A 21,073-nucleotide genomic window follows, 5' to 3' on the forward strand; every position below is an offset into this window, starting at 1 on the left:
GAGCACCATGACGGTCATGGCAGACATCGAGCCTCCCGCCGATTCGGGCCCCCTGACGGTGCACGACCTCGGGGGGATGCCGTATGACAGCCGACGCTACGAGCTCATCGACGGGGTGCTCCTGGTGACCCCTGCGCCGGGAAGGCGACACCAGACGATCGCGGTATGGCTCTGGAGAGTGCTCGTCGATTCTTGCCCGCCCGAGTTCGACGTAGTTGTCGCGCCGTTCGCGGTGCATCACGGTGACAAGATCGAGCTACAGCCGGACGTCCTGGTCGGCCGGGACGAAGACTTCACCGACAAGGATCTCCCAGTGCCGCCGGTGCTGGCCGTTGAAGTGTTGTCGCCCAGCACGGCGATCCACGACCTCAACACGAAGAAGGCGGTATACGAGCGGCTCGGGACCGGCAGCTACTGGGTGATCGACCCGGAGGAGCCGGCGCTGACGGTGTTCGAGCTGGATGCGGACGGCTGCTACCAGCAGGTGGCCAAGGCGGCGGGCGACGAAGCGGCCGAATTGGAGCGGCCGTTCCCGGTGCGGATCGTGCCCCGGGAGCTGCTGGGCCGGCTCGGCTGACCTGCGTCAGTACTCCCGGAGGCGGGTGCTGCGGAGCTGGGCGTGCAGCTGCCGGTGCCGGAGCTCCTTCCGGAGCCGCTCGACCACCGCGTCGAACAGGGCCGGGTCGAGGATCGCCGTCTGGTCGAACTGCCGTCGCTGCGGCGGTGCCGGTTCGAGCTTGCCGCGGGGTGCGTACCGCTGGACCGAGCTCTCGATGCCGCCGCCGGTGACCAGGTCGAGCCAGAGGGCGTCGCGGAGGTAGCCGTCGCCGAAACGGGCCGAACGCCGGGTGGTGACGTCGGCGATCTGGGCCCACGGGACCAGCCGGGTGCTGAGCGTGCCGGCGGGGAGGCGGATGCCTTCGTCGCCGATCCTGAGGTCGCGCAGCCCGTCGAAGCCGCGCTTGAGCTCGCGAGCACGGGAAGCCCGGAAGGCCAGCACGGCGATGACCACGGTCGCCGCGTAGGCGCCGCCGATCAGCCACGGCGAGAGCCCGCGCAGCAGCCCGAGAACGAGGGCCGCGCCGAAACCGGCGTCGGCGAGGAAGAGCACGCCGAGCAGGATCTTGACCGGCGTGGTGACGCGCAGGGAAGCGGAGGACTCGGACAACGGGACGACTCCTGGGGCCGGGTGGGTCAGGGGTTGCCGATTATCCGGTCCGCCCGCACGAACACCGCGACCCGCCGCTCTTCGGCCATCACGCGGTCGTACTCGGCCCAGTCGTCGTGGGTGCCGGTGGCGGCGACGAAGACGTCCCGCAGCAGCTGCGGCAGGCCGGCGGGGTCGAAGGCGGGATCGGGGTCGTCGGGCCCGACGAGGTGGGTGGCCCCGGTGACGGACACCCAGTTCCAGCCCCGGCGGAAGGTCACGGTGGCGTGCCCGGCCCGGCGCAGCAGCGCGAGCTTGTGCGCCCGCCCGACGGCGACGTAGGCGACACCAGGGGCGCCGGTCACCGGATCGTCGAGGACACCGGCGTTGACGACGGAGGCGTGCACGGTGCCGTCCGCCCGGGTCGTGGCGACGGTGGCGAGGCCGTTCTCCTGCAGCGACAGCGTGCGCACCTGGTCCAGATCAACGCTCATGCCTCAACCTAACCCGCCGGACAGGCCCCGCGCGACGGCCAGACATGACCGGCCGCCTCATCCGCCACCCGGGCGTGCTCGAGGACGACGTCACGCTCGAAGGTCGCGCCGGCGAAGGAGGCGGTGCCACCGAAGTCGGCGCCGTCCGGGTGGGGCACGCCGTCGACCATGCGCGCGCCGCCGAACAACGCCTCGCCGGAGAACGCGGCTTCGTCGAACATCGCGTTGCTGCGGAACGTCGTTCCGCGGAACACGGCCCGGCCGTGGAAGCGGGCCCGGACGAAGTTGGCCGACCGGTCGAACGTGCTTCCGCCGAAGATGGCGTAGCCGGTGAATTCGACGTCCTCGAAACGGGTCCAGCCGGCGAACCGCGCTCCGCCGAACCGGACGTTGTGGACCCGGCAGCCGCGGAAGTCGAAGTGGCACAGGACGGCACCCGTCAGGTTGAGGGTGATCCCGGGCCAGAACTCCGGCCGCGTCGCGTCGGGCGCATCGCCGGGGAAGAGGTGGTCGGCGAGGATGCGCTGGGCCGTTCCGCGGACCTCGAGCTCCTCCTCGCTCGTGCGGCCCGCCGGCGGTCCGGACGGCAGCGTGAACGGCAGCCGCAGGTAGCCGCAAAGCAGGTTGACGATCGTCTGCCGCTGCCCCGGCGTGCTCTGGGCCAGCCGCTCCAGGGCGTAGAGACCGGCCAGCCGGATCGGCGTCTTCTCCGACCCCAGCTGGTCCGCGGCCTTGGTGTAGAGCTCGGTGATGCGCCGTTCCACCGCGTCGACGCGGGCGTCCTCGGCCAGCCGCCGCTGGTGCGCGGCGTTGTCCGAGGCCACCTGCTCGACGTGCTTCTGGGCGTGGTCGCGCTGGGCGAGCTCCTGCTCCTTCCGGCGCAGTTCGAGCTCGCCCAGGCGCTGCCGCCGTGCGGCCAGCACCAGCGCCACGGCGCCGCCCGCGCCGAGCACGACGTTCCCGGTCGCGCGGAAGACGTCCAGCTGCGCCTGGTCCGCCGGGGTACCGGCCCCGAACAGCGCCAGCAGCAGCCCGAGCGTGCCGAGCGCGACCACGACGACGATCAGCCCGGCGAGCACGATGGCCCGGGTGGTGAGCACCCGGCCGAGGCGCTCGGGCTGTTCCGGGGCGGGGCCGGGTGGTTCGCTCACCCGTTGACTGTGCCACGCCGGGCCCGCCACGCGGCAGGCCCGGCGCGACGGCTCAACAGGTGCCGTTGTCGGTCCACACTCCCCACTGGCCCGTCGTTCCCGGCTCCTCGCCCTGCGTCCACCACTTCGCCGTCCACTTGTGACCGTTGTGCGAGACCACGTTTCCGCCGGTGTACACCTGCGAAGCGCTCCACTCCGGGTCCGTGCACGTGCCCGGGTTCGTCGTCCCGCCGTTGTCCCACGCCACCTGCGCCGAGCGGTAGAAGGCGATCGACTGCGCCACCCAGCGTGGCGCCTGGGCTCCCAGGCGCGTCCGGAACGCCGTCCAGTCGTGCGTCGACCACGGCGACCAGCCGAGCTCCGCGTGGGCCGCCAGGCGGGGGAACGCGAGGTAGTCGATGTCGGACGGGGTCACCACGGTTTCCGACCACAGGGGCGATTCCACGCCGCGGACCGCCGCTTCGCCCACGCCCGACAGGTACGAGCCCGGGTTCCAGCCGTACGCGTCCTGGACCTCGATGTAGCCCGCCCACGACAGGCCGATCGGGGTCGAGCTGTTGTACTTCATGTCCAGGTACGCCTTGTTCGCCGGTGACAGGATCACCTTGCTGCCGCGGGAAACGGCCGCCGAGACGCCGGAATCCGCCGTCGTCGTCCCCCAGAACTGCGGGGTGGCCGAGGCCGGCAGGGTGGCCTTGGCGATGTCGTGCCAGCCGACCACCGACTTGCCCGTCGCCGCCACCAGGGGGAGCACCTTGTTGACGAACGTGAGGTAGTCGGCCGCCGAGGTGGACGACGCCTCGTCGCCGCCGATGTGCAGGTACGGGCCCGGGGTCAGGGCCGCCAGCTCGCGCAGGACGTCCGCGACGAACGTGTACGTGATGTCCTTCGAGATGCACAGCGAGCTGTAGCCGACCGCGGTGTCGGTGCGCAGCGCCGGCGCCACGCCGTTGCAGTTCAGCTCCGCGTACGACGCCAGCGCCGCGTTCACGTGGCCCGGCATGTCGATCTCCGGGATCACGGTGATGTGGCGGGACGCCGCGTAGTTCACGATGTCCGTGTACTGCGCCTTCGTGTAGTAACCACCCGCGCCGCCGCCGACCTGGGTGCTGCCGCCGTACGTCGTCAGGCGGGGCCAGCTGTCGATCTGGATGCGCCAGCCCTGGTCGTCCGCCAGGTGCAGGTGCAGATTGTTGATCTTGTACTGGGCCAGCTGGTCGAGGTACCGCTTGACCGTCGCCACCGGGTGGAAGTGCCGGGCGACGTCGAGCATCGCGCCGCGGTAGGCGAATCGCGGGTAGTCGAGGACCGTCGCCCCGGGGACGCTCCACGGGCCTTGCTGGGCCGTAGGGCTTTCGATGCGGCCCGGCAGCAGCTGCCGCAGCGTCTGGACACCCGCGAAGAGCCCGTCCGCGGTCGCCGCCCGCACGGTGACCGAAGACGCCGTCGACACCAGCTGGTAGCCCTGCGTGCCGACGGACGCCGGTGCGCCGCTCAGCAGCAGCGCGATGCTGTCCGAAGGCACGGACGCCGGCGCGTCGGACACCGGCAGCGCGAACCCGGTCGACGGGCGCAGCACCCCGGCCAGGTAGTCGCCGACCTGCCGGGCCGGCGCCGAACCGGCTTCGGTGACGATCTTCGTCGTCGCCACCAGCGGGAACGTGACGCCGGCCGCCGGGGTCACCGAGACCGGCACCGGCACGATCGACTGCAGCGCCGGCGTGGCCGCCGCGGCCGGGGTGAGCTGGGCTGCTGCCGTACTGGCGCCGATCAGGGCCAGCACGGCGAACGCGCGGCCGAGGCGCCGCGCCAACGGATGCTTCACCGGGGGACCTCCAGGCAGAAGGGCGCGACCTCGCCGTCGCACCTGCCCGGATCGTCGCATTTCCTGCCGTGATGGTCTAGACCAAATCGGGTGGTTAGGCTCGCACCGTGACGCGGGACTTCGCGCCGGGCTCGCCGTTCGCGCTGCTCTCGGGCGCCGAGACGGCCGCCTGGTACGCCTACATGAAGGTGCACCTCCGGCTGGAGTACGAGCTGAACCGGCAGTTGCGCGCCGACAGCGGGATTTCGCTCGCCGACTACCACGTGCTGGTCGCCCTGACGAGCGCGCCCGAGGGCCGGATGCGGGTCACCGACCTCGCCATCCGCATCGGCTGGGAGCGCAGCCGGCTGTCGCACCACCTGAAGCGGATGCGGGCGCGCGGGCTGGTCGAGACCGGGACCGCCGCCGACGACCGCCGCGTGACCGAGGTCGAGCTGTCGGAAACCGGCTGGGAGACCCTGCGGCGAGCCGCGCCGGACCACGTCGGTTTCGTGCGCGAAGCCTTCCTGGACGCTCTCGGGCCTGACGAGAAGGCGCAGTTGACGACGCTGCTGGAGCGCGTCTACGACACGCTCGTCGAGCGCGGCAGCCTGCCCCGGCCGGACGACCATCCCTGACACTTACGTGACATGTCACGTAATATGGCCGGGACCCGAGGAGGACGCGGATGACGACGGTGGCCGAACTCATGGAAGCCAACCTGCTCAAGGTGTTCAACGAGCGTGACGACGAGCGGCGCGCGAAGGCGATCGCCGGGACCTACGCGCCCGACGTCGAGTTCGCCGACCCGGAAGGGCTCGCGACCGGCCACGACGAGCTGAACGCCAAGGCGAAGGGCCTGCTGGCGCAGTCGCCGGGCTTCGTGTTCGCGCCCGCGGGCCCGGTACTGGTCAACCAAGACCTGGGGCACCTCGCGTGGCAGCTCGGCCCGGAAGGCGCACCGCCGGTCGTGCGGGGGATCGACGTCGCCCTCGTCGAGGACGGGCTGATCAAGAAGCTGTACACGATGGTGCTGCCCGCCTGAGTACTACGCTCGGTGGCATGTTCGACGAGCTGACGTTCCCGGTCGTGGCCGCGCCGATGGCGGGCGGTCCCACCACCCCCGAGCTGGTCGCCGCGGTGAGCGAGGCCGGTGGCTTCGGCTTCCTCTCCGCCGGCATGCTCACCCCCGCCGCGCTCGCCGCGCAGATCGACCGCACCGCCGGGCTCACCGGGCGGCCGTTCGGGGTCAACCTCTTCGTCCCGCAGCCGGACACCGGCGCCGACATCGCCGACCACCGGACCCGCCTGCAGGAGTTCGCCCGCGAGTACGACGTCGAGCTCGGCGAGCCGAAGTGGGACGACGACGCGTACCCGGCGAAGCTGGACGTCGTGCTCGAGAAGCGGATTCCCGTGGTGTCGTTCACCTTCGGCCCGCCTTCGCCGTCGGACGTGCTGCGGCTCAAGGAGGCCGGCAGCCAGGTGGTCGTCACCGTGACCACCCCCGAAGCTGCGCACCGGGCCGCCGACCTGGGCGCCGACGCGCTCGTCCTGCAGGGGTTCGAGGCGGGCGGGCACCGGAGCTTGTTCACCGACGACCCGGGGCGGCCCGGCGGCGGCGCGGAGTACGGCGTCCTGGCCTTGCTGCGGCTCGTCGCCGCCCGCGTCGACCTGCCGTTGATCGCCGCCGGCGGGCTGGTGCACGGGGCCGACGTCGCCGCCGTGCTGGCCGCCGGGGCCGTGGCCGCCCAGCTGGGCACCGTCTTCCTGCGCGCGGACGAAGCCGGGACGTCGGAGGCACACCGCAAGGCCCTCGCGCTCGCCGAACGCGAGACGGCGTTCACCCGCGCGTTCAGCGGCCGTCCGGCGCGGGGCCTGGTCAACCGGTTCACCGACGCGCTGTCCGAGGGCGCGCCCGCGGCCTACCCGCAGCTCAACCACCTGGCCGGGCCGGTGCGCAAGGCGTCGGCGAAGGCCGGGGACCCGGAAGGGATCTCGTTGTGGGCGGGCCAGACCTACCCGCTCGCGTACGACGCTTCGGCCGCCGTGATCATCGAGCGGCTGAAGGTCGAGGCGCGCGACGCCGCCGCACGCCTCGACCGGATCCGCTAGACGAGTAATGCGTAACTCGGTCAGTGGTCGTAGGCGGTCAGGGACCGGGTGATGGGTTGGCCGGTGGCGCGGTTGTGCCAGATGGCGGCGGTAAGAGCCAGAAGGCGTTGGGCGACGCGGACGCCGACGCCCTCGATGGTGCGCCCGCCGTGCTGTTCCAGGTTGAGCTGGCCTTTGAGGGTGTCGTTGACCGACTCGATGAGCTGGCGGATCGACTTGAGCAGCGCTTCGCCGGGATGGGCCTGGCGGTTGCGGGAGGACGGGCGGATCAGCCGGACTCCGCGTTCGGTGAGGTAGTGGTCGAGTTCGCGGGAGATGTAGCCGGGGTGCAGACCAGGTGCAGCCGCAGTCCCCAGAACCAGCGCGAGTGCGAGCGGCAAGAACCGTACTTAGCCCACCCCGCCAGCTCCGAACGCTTGACCGTCGGCCGGGACCGGCCGCACTCGACCGGGGTCGAGTCGACGATCCAGGTGGTGTCGGTCCACAGGTCGGTATCGGCAGCGAACTAGCGCATCACGTGCTTGACCAGCGGCAATGCGGCACGCAGGCGGCGGTTGTAGCCAGACTGGCCCGGCAGGTACCGGAACGCTCCGGGCATCCGGGCAGGCAGGAACCGCAGCCAGCGGGCCTCGGAGGTGAACCCCAGCAGCGCCTGGCCACGGCCAGGGTGACCAATTCGGCGTCGGTCAGCTTCGGTGGCCGGCCCACCCGGCGCCGGCCCGCGAGGTGGTCGTCGATCTTGACGTAGGGGTGCGGTGAGAAGGGTGTTCAGGTCTGTCGTCACAAACGGATCTTGAACACCCTTCGCCCGTCTCCGTCACCACCCAGACTTACGCATTACTCGTCTAGACCTCCGGGCCGCGGTTCAGCACCGAGTGCCGCTTGCTGTAGAGGAAGTAGATGGCCAGGCCGATGACGAACCAGACGGCGAATCGCAGCCAGGTCGCCGGCTGCAGGAACGTGATCAGCCAGATCGAGAACACGATGCCGATCGCGGGCACCACCGGCATGCCCGGCGTCTTGAACGTCCGCGGCAGGTCCGGCTGCTTGTAGCGCAGCACGATCACCGCGACGCAGACGACGACGAACGCGAGCAGGATGCCGATGTTCGTCAGCTCGGCCGCCTCGCCGATCGGGAGCACCCCGGCGATGACCGCGGACGCGCCGCCGAGGATCCACGTCATCCGGCTCGGCACCCGGCGCTTCGGGTTGGTCTTGCCGAACCACGGCGGCAGCAGGCCGTCGCGGCTCATCGAGTAGCCGACGCGGGTGGCGCCCATCAGGAACGTGAACAGCACGGTGAGGATGCCGACGATGGCACCGATCGCGATCACCGTGGCCAGGCCGGAGAGGCCGACCGACTTGAACGCCGTCGAGAACCCGCTCTTCGGGTCGATCTCGGTGTACTTCTGCATGCCGGTCAGCACCAGGCAGGCCAGCACGTACAGCACCATCGAAATGGCCAGCGAGTACAGGATCGCCTTCGGCATGTGCCGCTGCGCGTCCTTCGACTCCTCGGCGGCGGTGCTCATGGCGTCGTACCCGAAGACCGCGAAGAACACCGTGGCCGCGCCGGTCACCGCGCCGCCGAAGCCCGCGGGCGCGAACGGCGTGTAGTTGCCGGTCTTGACGTAGAAGAAGCCGACCAGGATGACCACCAGCACGATCAGGACCTTGATCCCGACCATCGCCGTCTCGAACCGGGCGGCGCTGCGGATGCCGCGGTTGAGCAGGTACGCGATCAGCAGGCAGAGCAGCGCGGCGAACAGGTCGACCTTGTGGCCCGGGCCGGTGCCGGGCGCGCCGAGCATCCACGCGGGCAGGTCGAGGCCGAGCTGGCCGAGCAGGAAGCTGAAGTAGCCGGAGATGCCGATCGCCACCACCGCCACGATCGCGGTGTACTCCAGCAGCAGGTCCCAGCCGATGAACCAGCCGACGACCTCGCCGAGCACCGCGTAGCCGTAGGTGTAGGCCGAGCCGGCCTTCGGGATCAGGCCCGCGAACTCGGCGTAGGAGAACGCTGCCGCGGCGCTCGCGACGCCGGCGATGAGGAACGAGATCAGCACCGCCGGGCCGACCCCCGGGATGCCGGCGGAGTCGTCGCCGTGTGCGACGCTGCCGGCCAGGGCGAAGATCCCGGCGCCGATGATGCCGCCGATGCCGATGGCGGTCAGCTGCCACAGGCCCAGGGTCCGTTTCAGGCCGTCGCCTTCCGCGGCGTCCTGGATCTGGTCGATCGGCTTGCGCCGGAAGATGCCGGAGCCGGCACCTGCTGGAGCGGACATCATCGTCTCCCGAACGGTCGGTGGGGAGTCCGGATCACGGACCCTCGCGGGAACCTACCGCCATCCGCGCGTGAAGACAGCGTGAGCCGCTCAGCCCGCCGCGGTGTCTTCGCTCACGGCCTCCGACGCCGTCGCCGCGGCCCGCTTGGCCTGCGCGGTCCGGACCGCGCTCGCGGCGAAGTAGCCGAGCAGCTCGGCGATCTCGACCGGGTCGTCCAGCTGCGGGCAGTGCCCCCAGTCCTCGCGGACCAGCAGCCTGCTGTGCGGCACCAGCGTGTGCAGCTGCCGCCCGGACGCCGCGGTGACCAGCTTGTCCTTGCCGCACGCGACGACCAGCAGCGGCACCTTCACCGACTCGAGCCGGTAGGCGTCGGCGAGCTCCGCGACGAGCTGGCGGGCCTGCTCCAGCCGGCTCTTGGTCGCGCGGTAGTCGGGGAACAGGGCGGTGAAGCGCTGCACCTGAACGGCGTCGGCGACGCTCGAGTCGGCGTACAGCAGCCGCGGGACGAGCTGCTCGGCGACCTTGCGCACCAGGAACCCCGGCACCGGGACCGGCAGGGACGAGTACAGCCGCAGCGGCAGCGGGTAGCGCGCGACGGCACGGATCAGCCACGAGTCGACGAACCCGGGCGCGGCGATGGAGACGACGCCGGAGATCGGCAGCCGGCTGTTCTGCGCCGCGCGCAGGCTCATGGTCCCGCCGAGCGAGTTGCCCGCCAGCACGACCGAGCCGAGGACCGCCTGCTCGCGGACGACGGCGGTGGTGAACGCGTCCAGCTGCGGCAGCATCGGGCCCGGCCGCAGCGGCTGGGCGTCACCGAAGCCCGGCAGATCGACCGCGACCGCCGGGATCCCGGCGGCCGCGAGCTGCTCCAGGGCGGGGCGCCAGGTATCGGCGCTGTCGCAGTAGCCGTGCAGCAGCACCAGACGCGGTGCCGACGGCTTCACGTGCGGCGCCGCGGCCCGGCGGCGCAGGGAGCGGCGCGCGGCGGGTTGCTCCGGTTCGGGGCCGCCGACCTCGAGCACGCGGGTGCGGACGCCGGCGTAGCGCCGGAAGGAGACCCGGATCGGCGTCTCTTCACTGGGCCGGCCGCCCGGCTCAGCCGGCGCGGGCCGCTTCGTCGCGGTCATGACTACAGATTACCTGGCCGAGGTGGGGTTTTGGTCGAATTTCGGTGCTAACGACCAGGTCTCGAACTGAATACGTCAGTTATTCACCAGTTGTCGAGGCTGGGCGGATCTCCGGATCCGCCCAGCTCACGGGCGGTCTAGCGGGTGAAGACGATCTTGCCCGCGGTGTCCCCTTCGAGCATGGCCCGGAAACCCTTGGGTGCCTCGGAAAAAGAAAGTTCCGCCCCGATTTGCGGCCGGACGCCGGTCAGGTCGAGGTAGGCGAGCAGGTCCGCGAGCTCGTCGCGGGTGCCCATGGTCGAGCCGGCGACGCGCAGCTGGAGGAAGAAGACGCGCTGCAGCTCCGCGTGCGCGTCCGGGCCGCTCGTCGAGCCCGAGACCACGATGATCCCGCCCGGCTTGAGCGATTTGACCGAGTGTGACCAGGTCGCCTTGCCGACGGTCTCGAACACGGCGTCGACGCGCTCGGGCAGCCGGGCACCCGACTCGAACGCCTGGTGCGCGCCGAGGCCGGTGGCAAGCGCGCGCTTCTCCTCGCTGCGGCCGGTGACCCAGACCCGGAACCCGGCCGCGCGGCCGAGCTGGATCAGCGCCGTCGAGACGCCGCCGGAGGCGCCCTGCACGAGCATCGTCTGCCCCGGGCGCAGGCCCGACTTCACGAACAGCATCCGGTACGCGGTCAGCCACGCCGTACCCATCGTGGCGGCTTCGGCGAAGCTGAGCCCGGCGGGCTTCGGGACGACGTTGCGGGCCGGGACGACGACCTGGTCGGCGAAGGTGCCCTGGTGCTTCTCGGTCAGCAGCGTGCGCTTCGGGTCGAGGGTGTCGTCGCCCTGCCAGCCCGGCGCGTTGATGACGGAGTGGAGGACGACCTCGGTGCCGTCGTCGAGGGTGCCGGCGCCGTCGCAGCCCAGGATCATCGGGAACTGCTCCGGCTTGATGCCGACCCCGCGCAGCGTCCAGAGGTCGTGCATGTTGAGGCTCGCCGCCTTGACGTGCACGCGGACCCAGCCGTCCGGCACTTCGGGTTCGGGGCGCTCGCCGACGACGAGCGAGTCCAGCGGGCTTTCGGCGTTGGGTTCCTGCGCGTACACGGCGAACATGTCCTGCAACGTACCGCCCCACGAGCGCGGGGGCAGCAGGGCGCGCGTAGGCTCACACCGTGTTCAACGGGCTGGCCGACTGGTGGGACGGGGTCGAGCTGTGGCTCGCCCAGGCCTGGTTCCCGGTGCAGTTCGTGCTGGTCATGGTGGTCGTCGTGCCGCTGTGCCTGGCCGCCGCCTGGGTGCTCGACAAGGTGGTCGGGTTGTTCGCCAGCCGGCTGGCTCCGGGGCGTGACGACGACTCCGACGGGTCGGCATAGGCTCGCGCACCATGTTCAACCGAAGGCGGATCACCGCCGCGCTGATCGGGCTCCTCGTGCTGGTGCTGGGGGGCTGGCTGGTCAAGGACGTCGTCAGCGGCGGCTCGACGTCGCCGGGTTCGCCGGCGAGCACCTCGGCGAGTGCGCCGGCCAAGAGCGGCACGCCCGCGAAGGGCGGCGCCGCGGTGCCGGGCGCGGACTCCGGGCTGCCGGTGAAGGCGCTTTCCGCGCTGCCGCCGCAGGCGTCGGACACGTGGAAGCTGATCGAGGCCGGCGGCCCGTACCCCTACCCCCGCAACGACGACGTCGTGTTCGAAAACCGCGAAAAGCGCTTGCCCGGCAAGAAGTCCGGCTACTACCACGAGTACACGGTGAAGACGCCGGGCAGCCCGGACCGCGGCGCGCGGCGGCTGATCACCGGGCAGGCGCACGAGCTGTACTACACCGGCGACCACTACGCGTCGTTCGTCGTCGTGGACCCGGCCCGATGAGCGCCGACGACGCGAAGGCCGCCGCGGAAGCGGCGTTCGCCCGCGGTGCGTACCCGCACCTGGTCGGCCCGCGGCCGACCGTGGACAAGGCGAGCACGCTGACCGCGTTCGCCGACGCACTGTCCTTTCCGGACTACTTCGGGCACAACCTGGACGCGCTCTACGACTGCCTGACCGACCTGTCGTGGCTGCCGCCGGGGGAGCACGTGCTGATCTGGCCGGGTTCGGACGCCCTGCGCAAGGCGGAGCCCAAGACGTACCTGGCCATCCGCAGCGTGCTTTCCGACGCCCAGCGCGCGCTCGGCCCGAGCGGCCGCAGCGCCGGTTCGTGGCGGCTCACGGTCGTGCTGCCCGATGCCTGAGCCGTCGTGAGTGGGAAACAGTGTTCTAACCCTGTTTCCCACTCACGACCGGGTGGGTCAGTCCTGCGGGATCCAGCTCGGCTTGCGCTTCTGGGCGAAGGCCAGGATGCCCTCCTGGCCTTCCTCGCTCGCGAAGAACTTCGCCGACAGGCCGAGCATCTCGTCGAAGCCGTCCGACGGCGTCGCCGGGCGGGGCCGGCTCAGCAGGGCCTTCGTCTCGGCCAGGGCCTTCGGGCCGCCCGCCGCCAGAGCCTTCACGAAGCGGGCCACTTCGGCGTCGAGATCGGTGGTGGCCGAGTTCAGCAGGCCGATCTCGACCGCGCGGCGGGCGTCGAACGTGTCGCCCGTCAGGAACAGCTCGTGGGCCGCGCGCGGGTTCAGCCGCGGCAGGACCGTCAGGGAGATGATCGCCGGGACCACGCCGATGCGGACCTCGGAGAAGGCGAACGTCGCCTCCGGGACCGCCACCGCGATGTCGCACGCCGCCACCATGCCGATGCCGCCCGCCCGGGCCGGGCCCGCCAGGCGCGCCACCACCGGTTTCGGGCTGGTCCACAGCTGCTCGAGGATGCGCGGGAACTCGTTCACGCCCTGGTCGCCCGCGCCGGCGCCGCGGGCCTCCTTGAGGTCCATCCCCGCGCAGAACACCGGCCCGGTGTGGGTCAGCACGATCACGCGCACGGCGTCGTCGGCGGCCGCGGCCGTCAGCGCGTCCGAGAGTTCGCGGCGCAGCTGCGCCGACAGCGCGTTGCGGTTGTGCGGGGAGTCCAGGGTGATCGTGGCGGTGCCGCCCACCACGTCGTAGTGCACCAGTTCGTCAGCCATGTCCGACACCCTTGCACATGCGCCGCACCCGGCCGGTGTTACGCGGGCCACCCCGCGGGCGCGTGCCCGCGGGGTGGCCCGGCACTCAGCCGATGGTCGTGGTGGTGAAGACCGGGCTCGGGTTGGGGAAGCAGGCCGTCGGCGCGGTGAGGTCACCGATGATGGTGCTCGCCACCGCCTTGAACGTCAGGCCCGGATCGCTGTAGCTGGTGCCGGCCAGCCTGGTCTGGATGGTGCCGGACTGGCCGGCCTTGAGGTGCGCGGTGACGGTGGGCAGTTCGAACGTCGCCCCGCCGGCGATCGGGCCCGGGAAGCTCAGGGTCGCCACGCCGTTCGCGACGGAAATGACCGGCGGCGTCGAGCCGAGGCCGGAGCCGCCGGACAGCGTGGCGCCGACGTAGGACGAGTTCGCCGGGATCGGGATCTTCAGCGCGAACGTGTTGATGTTCTTGACCTTGTTGCCGCTCACCGTGCCGGGCACGGTGTTCGGCGCCGGGTCGATGACGACGTCGAACGCGGCGCCGGGCGCCACGGTCGGCGGCGCGGTCACGTCGGCGTCCTGGTTGAGCGCCACGTGCTGCGGCCCGACGATGGGCGCGTTGGCCTGGCAGTCGAAGCTCACCGAAGTGGCCGCCGAGGCGGGCGCGGCGAGGGCGATGGGAAGGGCCGCGGCCGCGGTCAGCGCGGCGAGCCGAGAAAGGCGAAGAGCTTTCATCTGTGTCCACCTGCCTGCGATTTCACGAGGGGAGGGAGAAAGCTGCGCAGCACCCAGATAGTTACCGGCAAGTTAAGTAAGCCGTCAAGGATTCACTGTTCCCATACGCGCGGTGTGACAACCGAATGTGAATGTTTGTCACCTTTTGGCGGTGGTGGTGCCGCTGCGTGACCGCGGGCGTGTTCTTCTCCGATCGATCCTGACCGCTTTGTTTCGGAACCCTGGCCCGGCTCGACGCCGCCGGTGTTACCTGGGTCACGTCGACGATGACCTCGAAGGGACGGGCCGATGAGACTGTTCGCCACGGTGGCCAGGACGCTGGCCACGGTCGTGCTCGCCGGGGGGCTGCTGGCCGCCGGCCCGCCGCAGGCCCAGGCGTCGACCGCCGGGTTCAAGGGCGTGAACTGGGCCGACCAGCGGGACAACTTCGTCAACGGCGTGCTGTACGTGTCCGGGCTGAGCTCGTCCGACACGCACGCGACGGCGGCCGCCACGGCCGACCGGCTCGTCGGCGGGATGTACGCGATCTCCGGGGCCGACACCGTCCGGATGCCGATCAACGAGCCGACCGTCGCCGGCTACTGGGACACCTACACCGGCGCGATCGACGCCGCACTGGGCAAGGGCCGGGTGATCCTCGCCTACTGGGCCTACAGCGGCGGCAAACCGGCGAGCACCGCCGGGTTCCAGCAGATGTGGGACAAGGTCGTCGCCCGCTACGGCGCCAACCCGAACGCCTACTTCGAGGTCATCAACGAGCCGTACTCCTACAGCGCCGGCGACCTGACCAACTTCTACAACTCCTGGCTGACCCGGTACCCGAGCGTGCCGCGCGGCCGCGTCGTCCTCGACGGGACGGGGTACGCCCAGAACGTCCCCGCGGTCGGCGGCGACCACCGCCTCGACGGGACGCTGCTGGCGGCCCACGACTACTCGTTCTTCGCCGGCTACGAAAGCGAAACCGAGTGGGCGAACCACCTCGGCGGCTACATCGGCGGGTACGCGGACCGGACGATCGTCACCGAGTGGGGCGGCCCGATGGGGCCCGGCAGCAAGAACGGCGTCCACTACGACCCGATCGACTACAGCATCCCGAGCGGATCGTTCTTCGCCGACTACATCCGGGGCGTCAGCGCGAAACTGCGGAGCCTCGGCGTGGGCAGCGTGTACTGGCCGGGCCTGCGCGACGGCGACTGGTACAGCCTGACGACCAGGTCCGGCACGCAGCTGTCACTGGTGAACCCGAGCGGCCTGACCCGCCTGCAGTACGCGTGGGGCATCGGCACCGGCGGCGGCACGTACGTCCGGATCGTCAACGCGGCCACCGGCCTGTACGTCGACGGGCTCGGCCGGACGGCCACCGGGTCCACCGCCGGCCAGGCGAGCGGCGACGCGAGCCGGCTCGATCAGCAGTGGACCGTCGAGAACTACGGCAACCGCGTACGCGTCAAGAACCGGGCGACGGGCCTGTACCTGGACGGCGCGGGCCGCACGGCCAACGGCGCGGCGGTGAGCCAGTACGCCGACAGCGGCAGCGCGAACCAGCAGTGGACGGTGGTGACGGACGCGAACAACGTCCGCATCAGGAACGCCGCCACCGGCGAGTACCTGGACAGCGCGGGCCGCACGGGCAGCGGCGCCGACCTGAGCCAGTACGCCGACAGCAGCAGCGCGAACCAGCGCTGGCGGATCGTGGCCGCGGGTTAGGCGTACTGCCGCAGCAGCCCGCTGACCGCGGTCGCGTACCGCGCGACGACGACGTCCGCCACGCGCGGGTCGTCCGCCAGCGGGGCCGCGATGAACGCCTCCGGGTCGGCTGCGCGGGCCAGGCGGGCGATGCGGTCCGGCAGCAGGCCCGGGGCCAGGAACCACGACCCCACCACCAGGTGCCGGACGCCCCGGGCGCGCAGCCGCTCGGCCGCGGCCGGGATGTCCGGCTGGGTCGCGCTGGCGAACGCCTCGCTCACCGGCAGCCCCAGCCGGTCCTCCCACCGCGCGGCCAGCGCGGCGACGACCGCGTTGGCGGCCGCGTTCGACGAGCCGACCGCGCTGAGCAGCACGCCCGCACCCCGGTGCCGCGGGGCCGCCGCCAGGCGGTCGAGGGCGACGGCCTCCAGGGCCGGGTCGGCGCCCAGCACGTCGGCCGTCCGCACGGCGAAACCCGGGCAGGACGCCGTCACCGAACCGATCAGCGCCGGCAGGTCGACGCGGGCGTGGAACGCGCTGCCCAGCAGCAGCGGCACCACGACCGCCGTGCGGTGGCCGTCCGCGTACAGCGACCGCAGCACGTCCGTGACGAGCGGCTCGGACAGGTCCAAAAAGGACTCGTGCACCGGGACGCCCGGGGCCTGGGCGCGCACGACGTCCACGAGCGCCCGCACGGTCGCCGCCGAGCGGGGGTCGCGGCTGCCGTGCGCGACGGCGACCAGGGGAGGCGTCACGAGAAGCGCTCACCCACCAGGCCCGCGGCGAGGGTGTCGCCGTCCTTCGGGTCGATCACCAGGAACGCGCCGGTGCGCGGGCTGACGCCGTAGTCGTCGACGCCCAGCTCCTCGGCCAGCCGCAGCGTGACGCGGCCGATGTCGTTGAGCTCCAGCGAGCCCGGCGAGTCCACACTGGACAGTGTCTGCTCGTCGAACCGCGCGTGCAGGTCGGCCACCAGCGCCTGCACCGTGCGGGTGCCGTGCTTGACGAGCACCCGCGCGCCCGGCTTGAGCGGCTTGGACGACAGCCAGCACAGCGTGCCGGTGATCTCGTCGGTGACCCGCGGCGGCGCGTCCGCGGCGGCGATCAGGTCGCCGCGGGAGATGTCGATGTCGTCGGCGAGCAGCAGCGTCACCGACGTCCCGGCGCCGGCCTCGTCCAGCGGCCCGTCCGCGGTGTCGATCCGCTCGACGCGGCTGCGGATGCCCTGCGGCAGCACGACGACCTCGTCGCCGGGGCGGACCGTGCCCGCGGCGATCTGGCCCGCGTACCCGCGGTAGTCCGGGTATTCGGGCGTGCGCGGGCGGATCACGTACTGCACCGGGAACCGCAGCGCGGAGTCGTGCGGGTCGGGCGCGACCGGCACGTCCTCCAGGTGCTCCAGCAGGCTCGGGCCGGTGTACCACGGCGTCCGCTCCGAGCGCGTCGCGACGTTGTCGCCTTCCAGCGCGGACACCGGAACGGCGAGCACGGAACCCCGCGCGTAGCCCAGCGACTCCGCGTGCGAAGCGAACTCCTCGGCGATCACCGTGAAGGTCGCCTCGTCGTAGCCGACCAGGTCGATCTTGTTCACCGCCAGCACCAGCTGCGGCACGCCGAGCAGGGCCAGCACGGCCGCGTGCCGCCGGGTCTGCTCGATCACGCCCTTGCGCGCGTCGACCAGCAGCACGGCCAGCTGCGCGGTGGACGCGCCGGTCACCGTGTTGCGCGTGTACTGCACGTGCCCCGGCGTGTCGGCCAGCACGAACGACCGCTTCGGCGTGGCGAAGTACCGGTACGCGACGTCGATGGTGATGCCCTGCTCGCGCTCCGAGCGCAGGCCGTCGACCAGCAGCGAAAGATCCGGTGTGGACAGTCCCTTGTCGACGGACGCGCGGGTGACGGCGTCCAGCTGGTCGGCGAGCACCGACTTCGTGTCGTAAAGCAGCCGGCCAACCAAGGTGGACTTGCCGTCGTCGACGCTCCCGGCCGTGGCCAGGCGCAGCAGCGAACTCATCAGAAGTACCCCTCACGCTTGCGGTCTTCCATGGCCGCCTCGGACATCCGGTCGTCGGCGCGGGTGGCGCCGCGCTCGGTGAGCCGGGACGCCGACACCTCGGCGATGACCTCCTCGACGGTGTCCGCGGTGGATTCCACCGCGCCGGTGCACGAGCCGTCGCCGACGGTCCGGTAGCGCACGCTCAGGTCGTGGATCTCCTCGTCCGGCCGGGGACCGAACCACGGGCCCTCGGTCAGCCACATGCCGTCGCGGCGGAAGACCTTCCGTTTGTGCGCGTAGTAGATCGACGGCAGCTCGACCTTCTCGCGGGCGATGTAGTTCCAGACGTCGGCCTCGGTCCAGTTGGACAGCGGGAAGACGCGGACCTGCTCGCCGGGGCGGTGCCGTCCGTTGTAGAGGTTCCACAGCTCGGGCCGCTGGCGCCGCGGCTCCCACTGGCCGAAGGCGTTGCGGAGGCTGAAGATCCGCTCCTTCGCCCGGGCGCGCTCCTCGTCCCGGCGGCCGCCGCCGAACACGGCGTCGAACTTGTTTTCGGCGATGGTGTCGAGCAGCGGCGTGGTCTGCAGCGGGTTGCGCATCCCGTCCGCGCGCTCTTCCAGGCGCCCGTCGTCGATCCAGTCCTGCACCTTCGCGACCACCAGCCGCAGCCCGTGCTGTTCGACGACGCGGTCGCGGAATTCGAGGACCTCGTCGAAGTTGTGCCCGGTGTCCACGTGCAGCAGCGGGAACGGCACCGGCGCCGGCCAGAACGCCTTGATCGCCAGGTGCAGCAGCAGCGTCGAGTCCTTGCCGCCGGAGAAGAGGATCACCGGCCGGTCGAACTCGCCGGCCACCTCCCGGAAGATGTGGATGGCCTCGGACTCCAAGGCCGCGAGGTTGTCCTGTGCCGCATCGGTCGCGGGCTCCAAGGTCGTCATGCGTCCCTTCCTCAGCCGTGCAGTCCGCACTCGGTCTTGCTCTGCCCCGCCCACCGGCCGCTGCGCGGGTCCTGGCCCGGCTCCACACGGGCCGTGCAGGGCGCGCAGCCGATCGACAGGTAGCCGATCGAGACCAGCGGGTTCTCCAGGATCCCGTGCTCGCGGATGTAGCCGGTGAACTCGTCGTCGGTCCACGCCGCGATCGGGTTGATCTTGACCAGGCCGTTGCGGTCGTCCCAGGTGACGATCGGGGTGTTCGCGCGGGTCGGCGCGTCCACGCGGCGGACGCCGGTGACCCACGCCGAGTAGTTCGCCAGTGCCTTGCGCAGCGGCACGACCTTGCGCAGGTTGCAGCACAGCGTGGCGTCGCGGTCGTGCAGCTTCGGGCCGTGCTCGGCGTCCTGCTCGGCAACGCTCTGCGCGGCCTGCGCGTTGACGATCTTCACGTCCGGGTAGACCGTCTGCACGGCGTCGCGCGTGCCGATGGTCTCCGGGAAGTGGTAGCCCGTCTCCAGGAAGAGGACGTCCACATCGGACTTCACCTTCGTGGCGAGGTCGATCAGCACCGCGTCCTGCATGTTGGACGCGACGATGAAGTCGTCGCCGAACGTTTCGGCGGTCCAGCGCAACGCTTCTTCCGCGGTCGCGTCGGCGAGTTCCTGCGAAGCGCGTTCGGCGAGGGTCTTGTAGTCGGCGGTGGCGGTCATCGGGAAACCTCCGGAAGGGACAGGCCGAGGAACTTGACCGAGAAAACCCGGCGACAGCTGGAACACAGCCAGCCGCCGTTCTCTTCCGGCCGCAGGTCCTCGTCACCGCAATACGGGCAGTAGAACGGCGCCGCGCGCTCGTCGGACGTCACTGCAGCGCGCTTTCCTCGGCGCGCGCGGCCCACTGCGCGAACCGCTCGCCGGGTTCGCGCCCGGCCGCGAAGTTGCGCACGACCCGCTCGACGTACCCGGTCAGCTCGCCCGAAGTCACCTTGTGGCCACGCAGTTTCCGGCCGAACCCGGCGTCGAGGCCGAGCCCGCCGCCGAGGTGCACCTGGAAACCCTCGACCTGGTTGCCGTCGGCGTCGGTGACGATCTGGCCCTTGAGGCCGATGTCCGCGGTCTGGATCCGGGCGCAGGAGTTGGGGCAGCCGTTGAGGTGCACGGTCACCGGCGTGTCCAGCCCGGCCTGGATGTCGGCGAGGGACTTTTCGAGGTCCGCGACGAGCTGCTGCGCGCGGGCCTTCGTCTCGACGATGGCGAGCTTGCAGAACTCCAGCCCGGTGCAGGCCATCACCCCCCGCCGCCACGGCGACGGCTTGGTCTCCAGCCCGATCTCGGCCAGTTCGGCTTCGAGCGTGGGGACCTGGGCCTCGGGGACGTCGAGCACGACGACCTTCTGCTGCGGGGTGAGCCGCACCCGGCCCGAACCGGCCCGCTCGGCGGCCTTGGCGACGGCGACGAGCGTCCCACCGCTGGAGCGGCCGGCGATCGGCGCGGCGCCGACGTAGAAGGTGCCGTCGACCTGCGGGTGCACGCCGACGTGGTCGATCGGGACGGCCGGGTCGACCGGCGGCGGGCCGTCGATCAGCTCGCGCTTGAGGTACTCGTCCTGCAGCACCTGCCGGAACTTCTCCGCGCCCCAGTCCTTGACCAGGAACTTCAGCCGGGCGCGCGAGCGCAGCCGCCGGTAGCCGTAGTCGCGGAAGATCGAGATGACGCCTTCCCAGACGTCCGGGACCTCGTCCAGCGGCACCCAGGCGCCGAGGCGCTGGCCGAGCATCGGGTTGGTCGACAGGCCACCGCCGACCCAGACGTCGAAGCCGGGCCCGTGGTCGGGGTGGTCGACGCCGACGAAAGCGACGTCGTGGATTTCGTGGGCGACGTCGGGCTGGCCGGAGATGGCGGTCTTGAACTTGCGCGGCAGGTTGGCGAACTCCGGCTTGCCGATGTACCGGCGCTTGATCTCGTCCAGCGCCGGGGTGCCGTCGATCACCTCGTCCGCCGAGATGCCGGCGACCGGCGAGCCGAGCATGACGCGCGGGCTGTCGCCGCACGCCTCCATCGTCGTCATGCCGGCGTCCTCGAGCTTGGCCCAGATCGCCGGGACGTCCTCGATCCGGATCCAGTGGTACTGGATGTTCTGCCGGTCGGTGATGTCGGCGGTGTCGCGCGCGTACGCCTGCGAGATCTCGCCGAGCACGGTGAGCTGGGCGGTGGTCAGGGCGCCGCCGTCGATCCGGACGCGCAGCATGAAGTAGCGGTCGTCGAGCTCTTCGGGCTCGAGCGTCGCGGTGCGGCCGCCGTCGATCCCCGGCTTGCGCTGGGTGTAGAGGCCGAACCAGCGGAACCGGCCGCGCAGGTCGCCCGGGTCGATCGCGTCGAACCCGCGGTGGGCGTAGATGTTCTCGATCCGCGCCCGCACGTTGAGCGGGTGGTCGTCCTTCTTCGACCGCTCGTTCGGGTTCAGCGGCTCCCGGTAACCGAGCGCCCACTGCCCTTCGCCGCGCTTCTGCTTGGCCCGCGCGGGGCGGGCTGGGGTTTGGGGCGTGGCCATGGCGGCGTCCTCCGAGAGGCTTTTCGTGG

23 protein-coding genes and 1 pseudogene are annotated in these 21,073 nt (G+C 71.4%); 8 read left to right on the forward strand and 16 right to left on the reverse strand.

Translation table 11 applies throughout. The features are described from left to right. Window positions 1–7 precede the first annotated feature (7 nt). On the forward strand, window positions 8–577 hold the full coding sequence (locus ABZW17_RS02375) for a Uma2 family endonuclease (protein WP_354808821.1): 570 nt from the start codon (window positions 8–10) through the stop codon (window positions 575–577). A gap of 6 nt (window positions 578–583) precedes the next feature. Here the strand turns inward: ABZW17_RS02375 and ABZW17_RS02380 are convergent, their stop codons facing one another. Genes ABZW17_RS02380 through ABZW17_RS02395 form a run of 4 tightly spaced genes read right to left on the reverse strand, consistent with a single transcriptional unit; the run spans window position 584 to window position 4,605 of the window. Next, window positions 584–1,168, reverse strand: a complete 585-nt coding sequence (locus ABZW17_RS02380) for a PH domain-containing protein (RefSeq protein WP_354808823.1) — start codon at window positions 1,166–1,168, stop codon at window positions 584–586. A gap of 26 nt (window positions 1,169–1,194) precedes the next feature. Beyond that, window positions 1,195–1,641, reverse strand: a complete 447-nt coding sequence (locus ABZW17_RS02385; RefSeq protein ID WP_354808825.1) for a pyridoxamine 5'-phosphate oxidase family protein — start codon at window positions 1,639–1,641, stop codon at window positions 1,195–1,197. 8 nt (window positions 1,642–1,649) lie between these two features. Then, window positions 1,650–2,792 carry a pentapeptide repeat-containing protein gene (locus tag ABZW17_RS02390; RefSeq protein ID WP_354808827.1) on the reverse strand — a complete coding sequence of 381 codons (1,143 nt, stop codon included), beginning with the start codon at window positions 2,790–2,792 and terminating at the stop codon, window positions 1,650–1,652. 52 nt (window positions 2,793–2,844) lie between these two features. Beyond that, a complete protein-coding gene (locus tag ABZW17_RS02395) occupies window positions 2,845–4,605 on the reverse strand; it encodes a family 20 glycosylhydrolase (RefSeq protein ID WP_354809290.1) in 1,761 nt (586 codons plus the stop codon). Window positions 4,606–4,724: 119 nt separating this feature from the next. On the opposite strand from ABZW17_RS02395, the gene ABZW17_RS02400 reads away from it, so the two are divergent. The 3 genes from ABZW17_RS02400 to ABZW17_RS02410 are packed head-to-tail and all read left to right on the forward strand — an operon-like array spanning window position 4,725 to window position 6,708. Continuing rightward, window positions 4,725–5,234, forward strand: coding sequence for a MarR family winged helix-turn-helix transcriptional regulator (locus ABZW17_RS02400; RefSeq protein WP_354808829.1), 510 nt, complete (start codon window positions 4,725–4,727; stop codon window positions 5,232–5,234). A 50-nt stretch (window positions 5,235–5,284) separates the two neighbouring features. Further along, window positions 5,285–5,641, forward strand: coding sequence for a nuclear transport factor 2 family protein (locus ABZW17_RS02405; protein WP_354808831.1), 357 nt, complete (start codon window positions 5,285–5,287; stop codon window positions 5,639–5,641). Between the two features lie 17 nt (window positions 5,642–5,658). Beyond that, window positions 5,659–6,708 (forward strand): nitronate monooxygenase, encoded by a 1,050-nt coding sequence (locus tag ABZW17_RS02410; RefSeq protein WP_354808833.1) that lies wholly within the window; start codon window positions 5,659–5,661, stop codon window positions 6,706–6,708. A gap of 20 nt (window positions 6,709–6,728) precedes the next feature. Here ABZW17_RS02410 and ABZW17_RS02415 read toward each other — a convergent pair. From ABZW17_RS02415 to ABZW17_RS02430, 4 genes and pseudogenes are all read right to left on the reverse strand, one after another. Then, window positions 6,729–7,492: pseudogene (locus tag ABZW17_RS02415) on the reverse strand (IS982 family transposase). Window positions 7,493–7,553: 61 nt separating this feature from the next. After that, complete coding sequence (locus tag ABZW17_RS02420; RefSeq protein ID WP_354808835.1) at window positions 7,554–8,993, reverse strand: amino acid permease; 1,440 nt, start codon at window positions 8,991–8,993, stop codon at window positions 7,554–7,556. Between the two features lie 90 nt (window positions 8,994–9,083). Continuing rightward, complete coding sequence (locus tag ABZW17_RS02425; protein WP_354808837.1) at window positions 9,084–10,124, reverse strand: alpha/beta hydrolase; 1,041 nt, start codon at window positions 10,122–10,124, stop codon at window positions 9,084–9,086. A gap of 137 nt (window positions 10,125–10,261) precedes the next feature. Continuing rightward, entirely contained in the window at window positions 10,262–11,227 is a 966-nt protein-coding gene (locus tag ABZW17_RS02430; RefSeq protein ID WP_354808839.1) for a zinc-binding dehydrogenase, read from the reverse strand. Window positions 11,228–11,286: 59 nt separating this feature from the next. On the opposite strand from ABZW17_RS02430, the gene ABZW17_RS02435 reads away from it, so the two are divergent. From ABZW17_RS02435 to ABZW17_RS02445, 3 genes are read left to right on the forward strand one after another with little or no spacing between them, the layout of a single operon-like run. Beyond that, window positions 11,287–11,487, forward strand: coding sequence for a hypothetical protein (locus tag ABZW17_RS02435; RefSeq protein ID WP_354808841.1), 201 nt, complete (start codon window positions 11,287–11,289; stop codon window positions 11,485–11,487). Window positions 11,488–11,498: 11 nt separating this feature from the next. Further along, window positions 11,499–11,978 (forward strand): ribonuclease domain-containing protein, encoded by a 480-nt coding sequence (locus ABZW17_RS02440; RefSeq protein ID WP_354808843.1) that lies wholly within the window; start codon window positions 11,499–11,501, stop codon window positions 11,976–11,978. Next, a complete protein-coding gene (locus ABZW17_RS02445) occupies window positions 11,975–12,340 on the forward strand; it encodes a barstar family protein (RefSeq protein ID WP_354808845.1) in 366 nt (121 codons plus the stop codon). Before ABZW17_RS02440 ends, ABZW17_RS02445 begins: the two co-directional genes overlap by 4 nt. Before the next feature lie 57 nt (window positions 12,341–12,397). Here the strand turns inward: ABZW17_RS02445 and ABZW17_RS02450 are convergent, their stop codons facing one another. Beyond that, complete coding sequence (locus ABZW17_RS02450; protein WP_354808847.1) at window positions 12,398–13,165, reverse strand: enoyl-CoA hydratase family protein; 768 nt, start codon at window positions 13,163–13,165, stop codon at window positions 12,398–12,400. 85 nt (window positions 13,166–13,250) lie between these two features. Beyond that, window positions 13,251–13,880 (reverse strand): cyclase, encoded by a 630-nt coding sequence (locus ABZW17_RS02455; RefSeq protein ID WP_354808849.1) that lies wholly within the window; start codon window positions 13,878–13,880, stop codon window positions 13,251–13,253. A 288-nt stretch (window positions 13,881–14,168) separates the two neighbouring features. Between ABZW17_RS02455 and ABZW17_RS02460 the strand changes: the two genes are divergently transcribed. Continuing rightward, a complete protein-coding gene (locus ABZW17_RS02460) occupies window positions 14,169–15,587 on the forward strand; it encodes an RICIN domain-containing protein (RefSeq protein ID WP_354808851.1) in 1,419 nt (472 codons plus the stop codon). On the opposite strand, the gene ABZW17_RS02465 is transcribed toward ABZW17_RS02460, so the two are convergent. Genes ABZW17_RS02465 through ABZW17_RS02490 form a run of 6 tightly spaced genes read right to left on the reverse strand, consistent with a single transcriptional unit; the run spans window position 15,584 to window position 21,044 of the window. Beyond that, window positions 15,584–16,321, reverse strand: coding sequence for a sirohydrochlorin chelatase (locus tag ABZW17_RS02465; protein WP_354808853.1), 738 nt, complete (start codon window positions 16,319–16,321; stop codon window positions 15,584–15,586). The two genes, ABZW17_RS02460 and ABZW17_RS02465, sit on opposite strands and share 4 nt — an antisense overlap. After that, complete coding sequence (locus ABZW17_RS02470; RefSeq protein WP_354808855.1) at window positions 16,318–17,580, reverse strand: GTP-binding protein; 1,263 nt, start codon at window positions 17,578–17,580, stop codon at window positions 16,318–16,320. Before ABZW17_RS02470 ends, ABZW17_RS02465 begins: the two co-directional genes overlap by 4 nt. Further along, the gene (cysD, locus tag ABZW17_RS02475) at window positions 17,580–18,500 is read right to left on the reverse strand and encodes a sulfate adenylyltransferase subunit CysD (protein WP_354808857.1); all 921 of its coding nucleotides are present in this window, start codon (window positions 18,498–18,500) and stop codon (window positions 17,580–17,582) included. Before cysD ends, ABZW17_RS02470 begins: the two co-directional genes overlap by 1 nt. Before the next feature lie 11 nt (window positions 18,501–18,511). Beyond that, the gene (locus ABZW17_RS02480) at window positions 18,512–19,207 is read right to left on the reverse strand and encodes a phosphoadenylyl-sulfate reductase (RefSeq protein WP_354808859.1); all 696 of its coding nucleotides are present in this window, start codon (window positions 19,205–19,207) and stop codon (window positions 18,512–18,514) included. Further along, window positions 19,204–19,359 (reverse strand): hypothetical protein, encoded by a 156-nt coding sequence (locus tag ABZW17_RS02485; protein ID WP_043791336.1) that lies wholly within the window; start codon window positions 19,357–19,359, stop codon window positions 19,204–19,206. The genes ABZW17_RS02480 and ABZW17_RS02485 overlap by 4 nt, the downstream gene beginning before the upstream one ends. Further along, entirely contained in the window at window positions 19,356–21,044 is a 1,689-nt protein-coding gene (locus ABZW17_RS02490; RefSeq protein WP_354808861.1) for a nitrite/sulfite reductase, read from the reverse strand. Before ABZW17_RS02490 ends, ABZW17_RS02485 begins: the two co-directional genes overlap by 4 nt. Window positions 21,045–21,073 lie beyond the last annotated feature (29 nt).

Origin of the sequence: Amycolatopsis sp. NPDC004625, from assembly GCF_040609695.1 — a bacterium.
In the GTDB taxonomy this organism is placed as follows: domain Bacteria; phylum Actinomycetota; class Actinomycetes; order Mycobacteriales; family Pseudonocardiaceae; genus Amycolatopsis.

Excerpts from the sequence above, each read along its gene's own strand:
- ABZW17_RS02375 (WP_354808821.1), top strand. The coding sequence starts at position 8 with ATGACGGTCATGGCAGACATCGAGCCTCCCGCCGATTCGGGCCCCCTG.
- ABZW17_RS02490 (WP_354808861.1), bottom strand. The coding sequence starts at position 21,044 with ATGGCCACGCCCCAAACCCCAGCCCGCCCCGCGCGGGCCAAGCAGAAG.
- ABZW17_RS02440 (WP_354808843.1), top strand. The coding sequence starts at position 11,499 with ATGTTCAACCGAAGGCGGATCACCGCCGCGCTGATCGGGCTCCTCGTG.
- ABZW17_RS02460 (WP_354808851.1), top strand. The coding sequence starts at position 14,169 with ATGAGACTGTTCGCCACGGTGGCCAGGACGCTGGCCACGGTCGTGCTC.
- ABZW17_RS02445 (WP_354808845.1), top strand. The coding sequence starts at position 11,975 with ATGAGCGCCGACGACGCGAAGGCCGCCGCGGAAGCGGCGTTCGCCCGC.
- ABZW17_RS02425 (WP_354808837.1), bottom strand. The coding sequence starts at position 10,124 with ATGACCGCGACGAAGCGGCCCGCGCCGGCTGAGCCGGGCGGCCGGCCC.
- ABZW17_RS02410 (WP_354808833.1), top strand. The coding sequence starts at position 5,659 with ATGTTCGACGAGCTGACGTTCCCGGTCGTGGCCGCGCCGATGGCGGGC.
- ABZW17_RS02405 (WP_354808831.1), top strand. The coding sequence starts at position 5,285 with ATGACGACGGTGGCCGAACTCATGGAAGCCAACCTGCTCAAGGTGTTC.
- ABZW17_RS02470 (WP_354808855.1), bottom strand. The coding sequence starts at position 17,580 with ATGAGTTCGCTGCTGCGCCTGGCCACGGCCGGGAGCGTCGACGACGGC.
- ABZW17_RS02420 (WP_354808835.1), bottom strand. The coding sequence starts at position 8,993 with ATGTCCGCTCCAGCAGGTGCCGGCTCCGGCATCTTCCGGCGCAAGCCG.
- ABZW17_RS02455 (WP_354808849.1), bottom strand. The coding sequence starts at position 13,880 with ATGAAAGCTCTTCGCCTTTCTCGGCTCGCCGCGCTGACCGCGGCCGCG.
- ABZW17_RS02385 (WP_354808825.1), bottom strand. The coding sequence starts at position 1,641 with ATGAGCGTTGATCTGGACCAGGTGCGCACGCTGTCGCTGCAGGAGAAC.
- ABZW17_RS02450 (WP_354808847.1), bottom strand. The coding sequence starts at position 13,165 with ATGGCTGACGAACTGGTGCACTACGACGTGGTGGGCGGCACCGCCACG.
- cysD (WP_354808857.1), bottom strand. The coding sequence starts at position 18,500 with ATGACGACCTTGGAGCCCGCGACCGATGCGGCACAGGACAACCTCGCG.
- ABZW17_RS02480 (WP_354808859.1), bottom strand. The coding sequence starts at position 19,207 with ATGACCGCCACCGCCGACTACAAGACCCTCGCCGAACGCGCTTCGCAG.
- ABZW17_RS02430 (WP_354808839.1), bottom strand. The coding sequence starts at position 11,227 with ATGTTCGCCGTGTACGCGCAGGAACCCAACGCCGAAAGCCCGCTGGAC.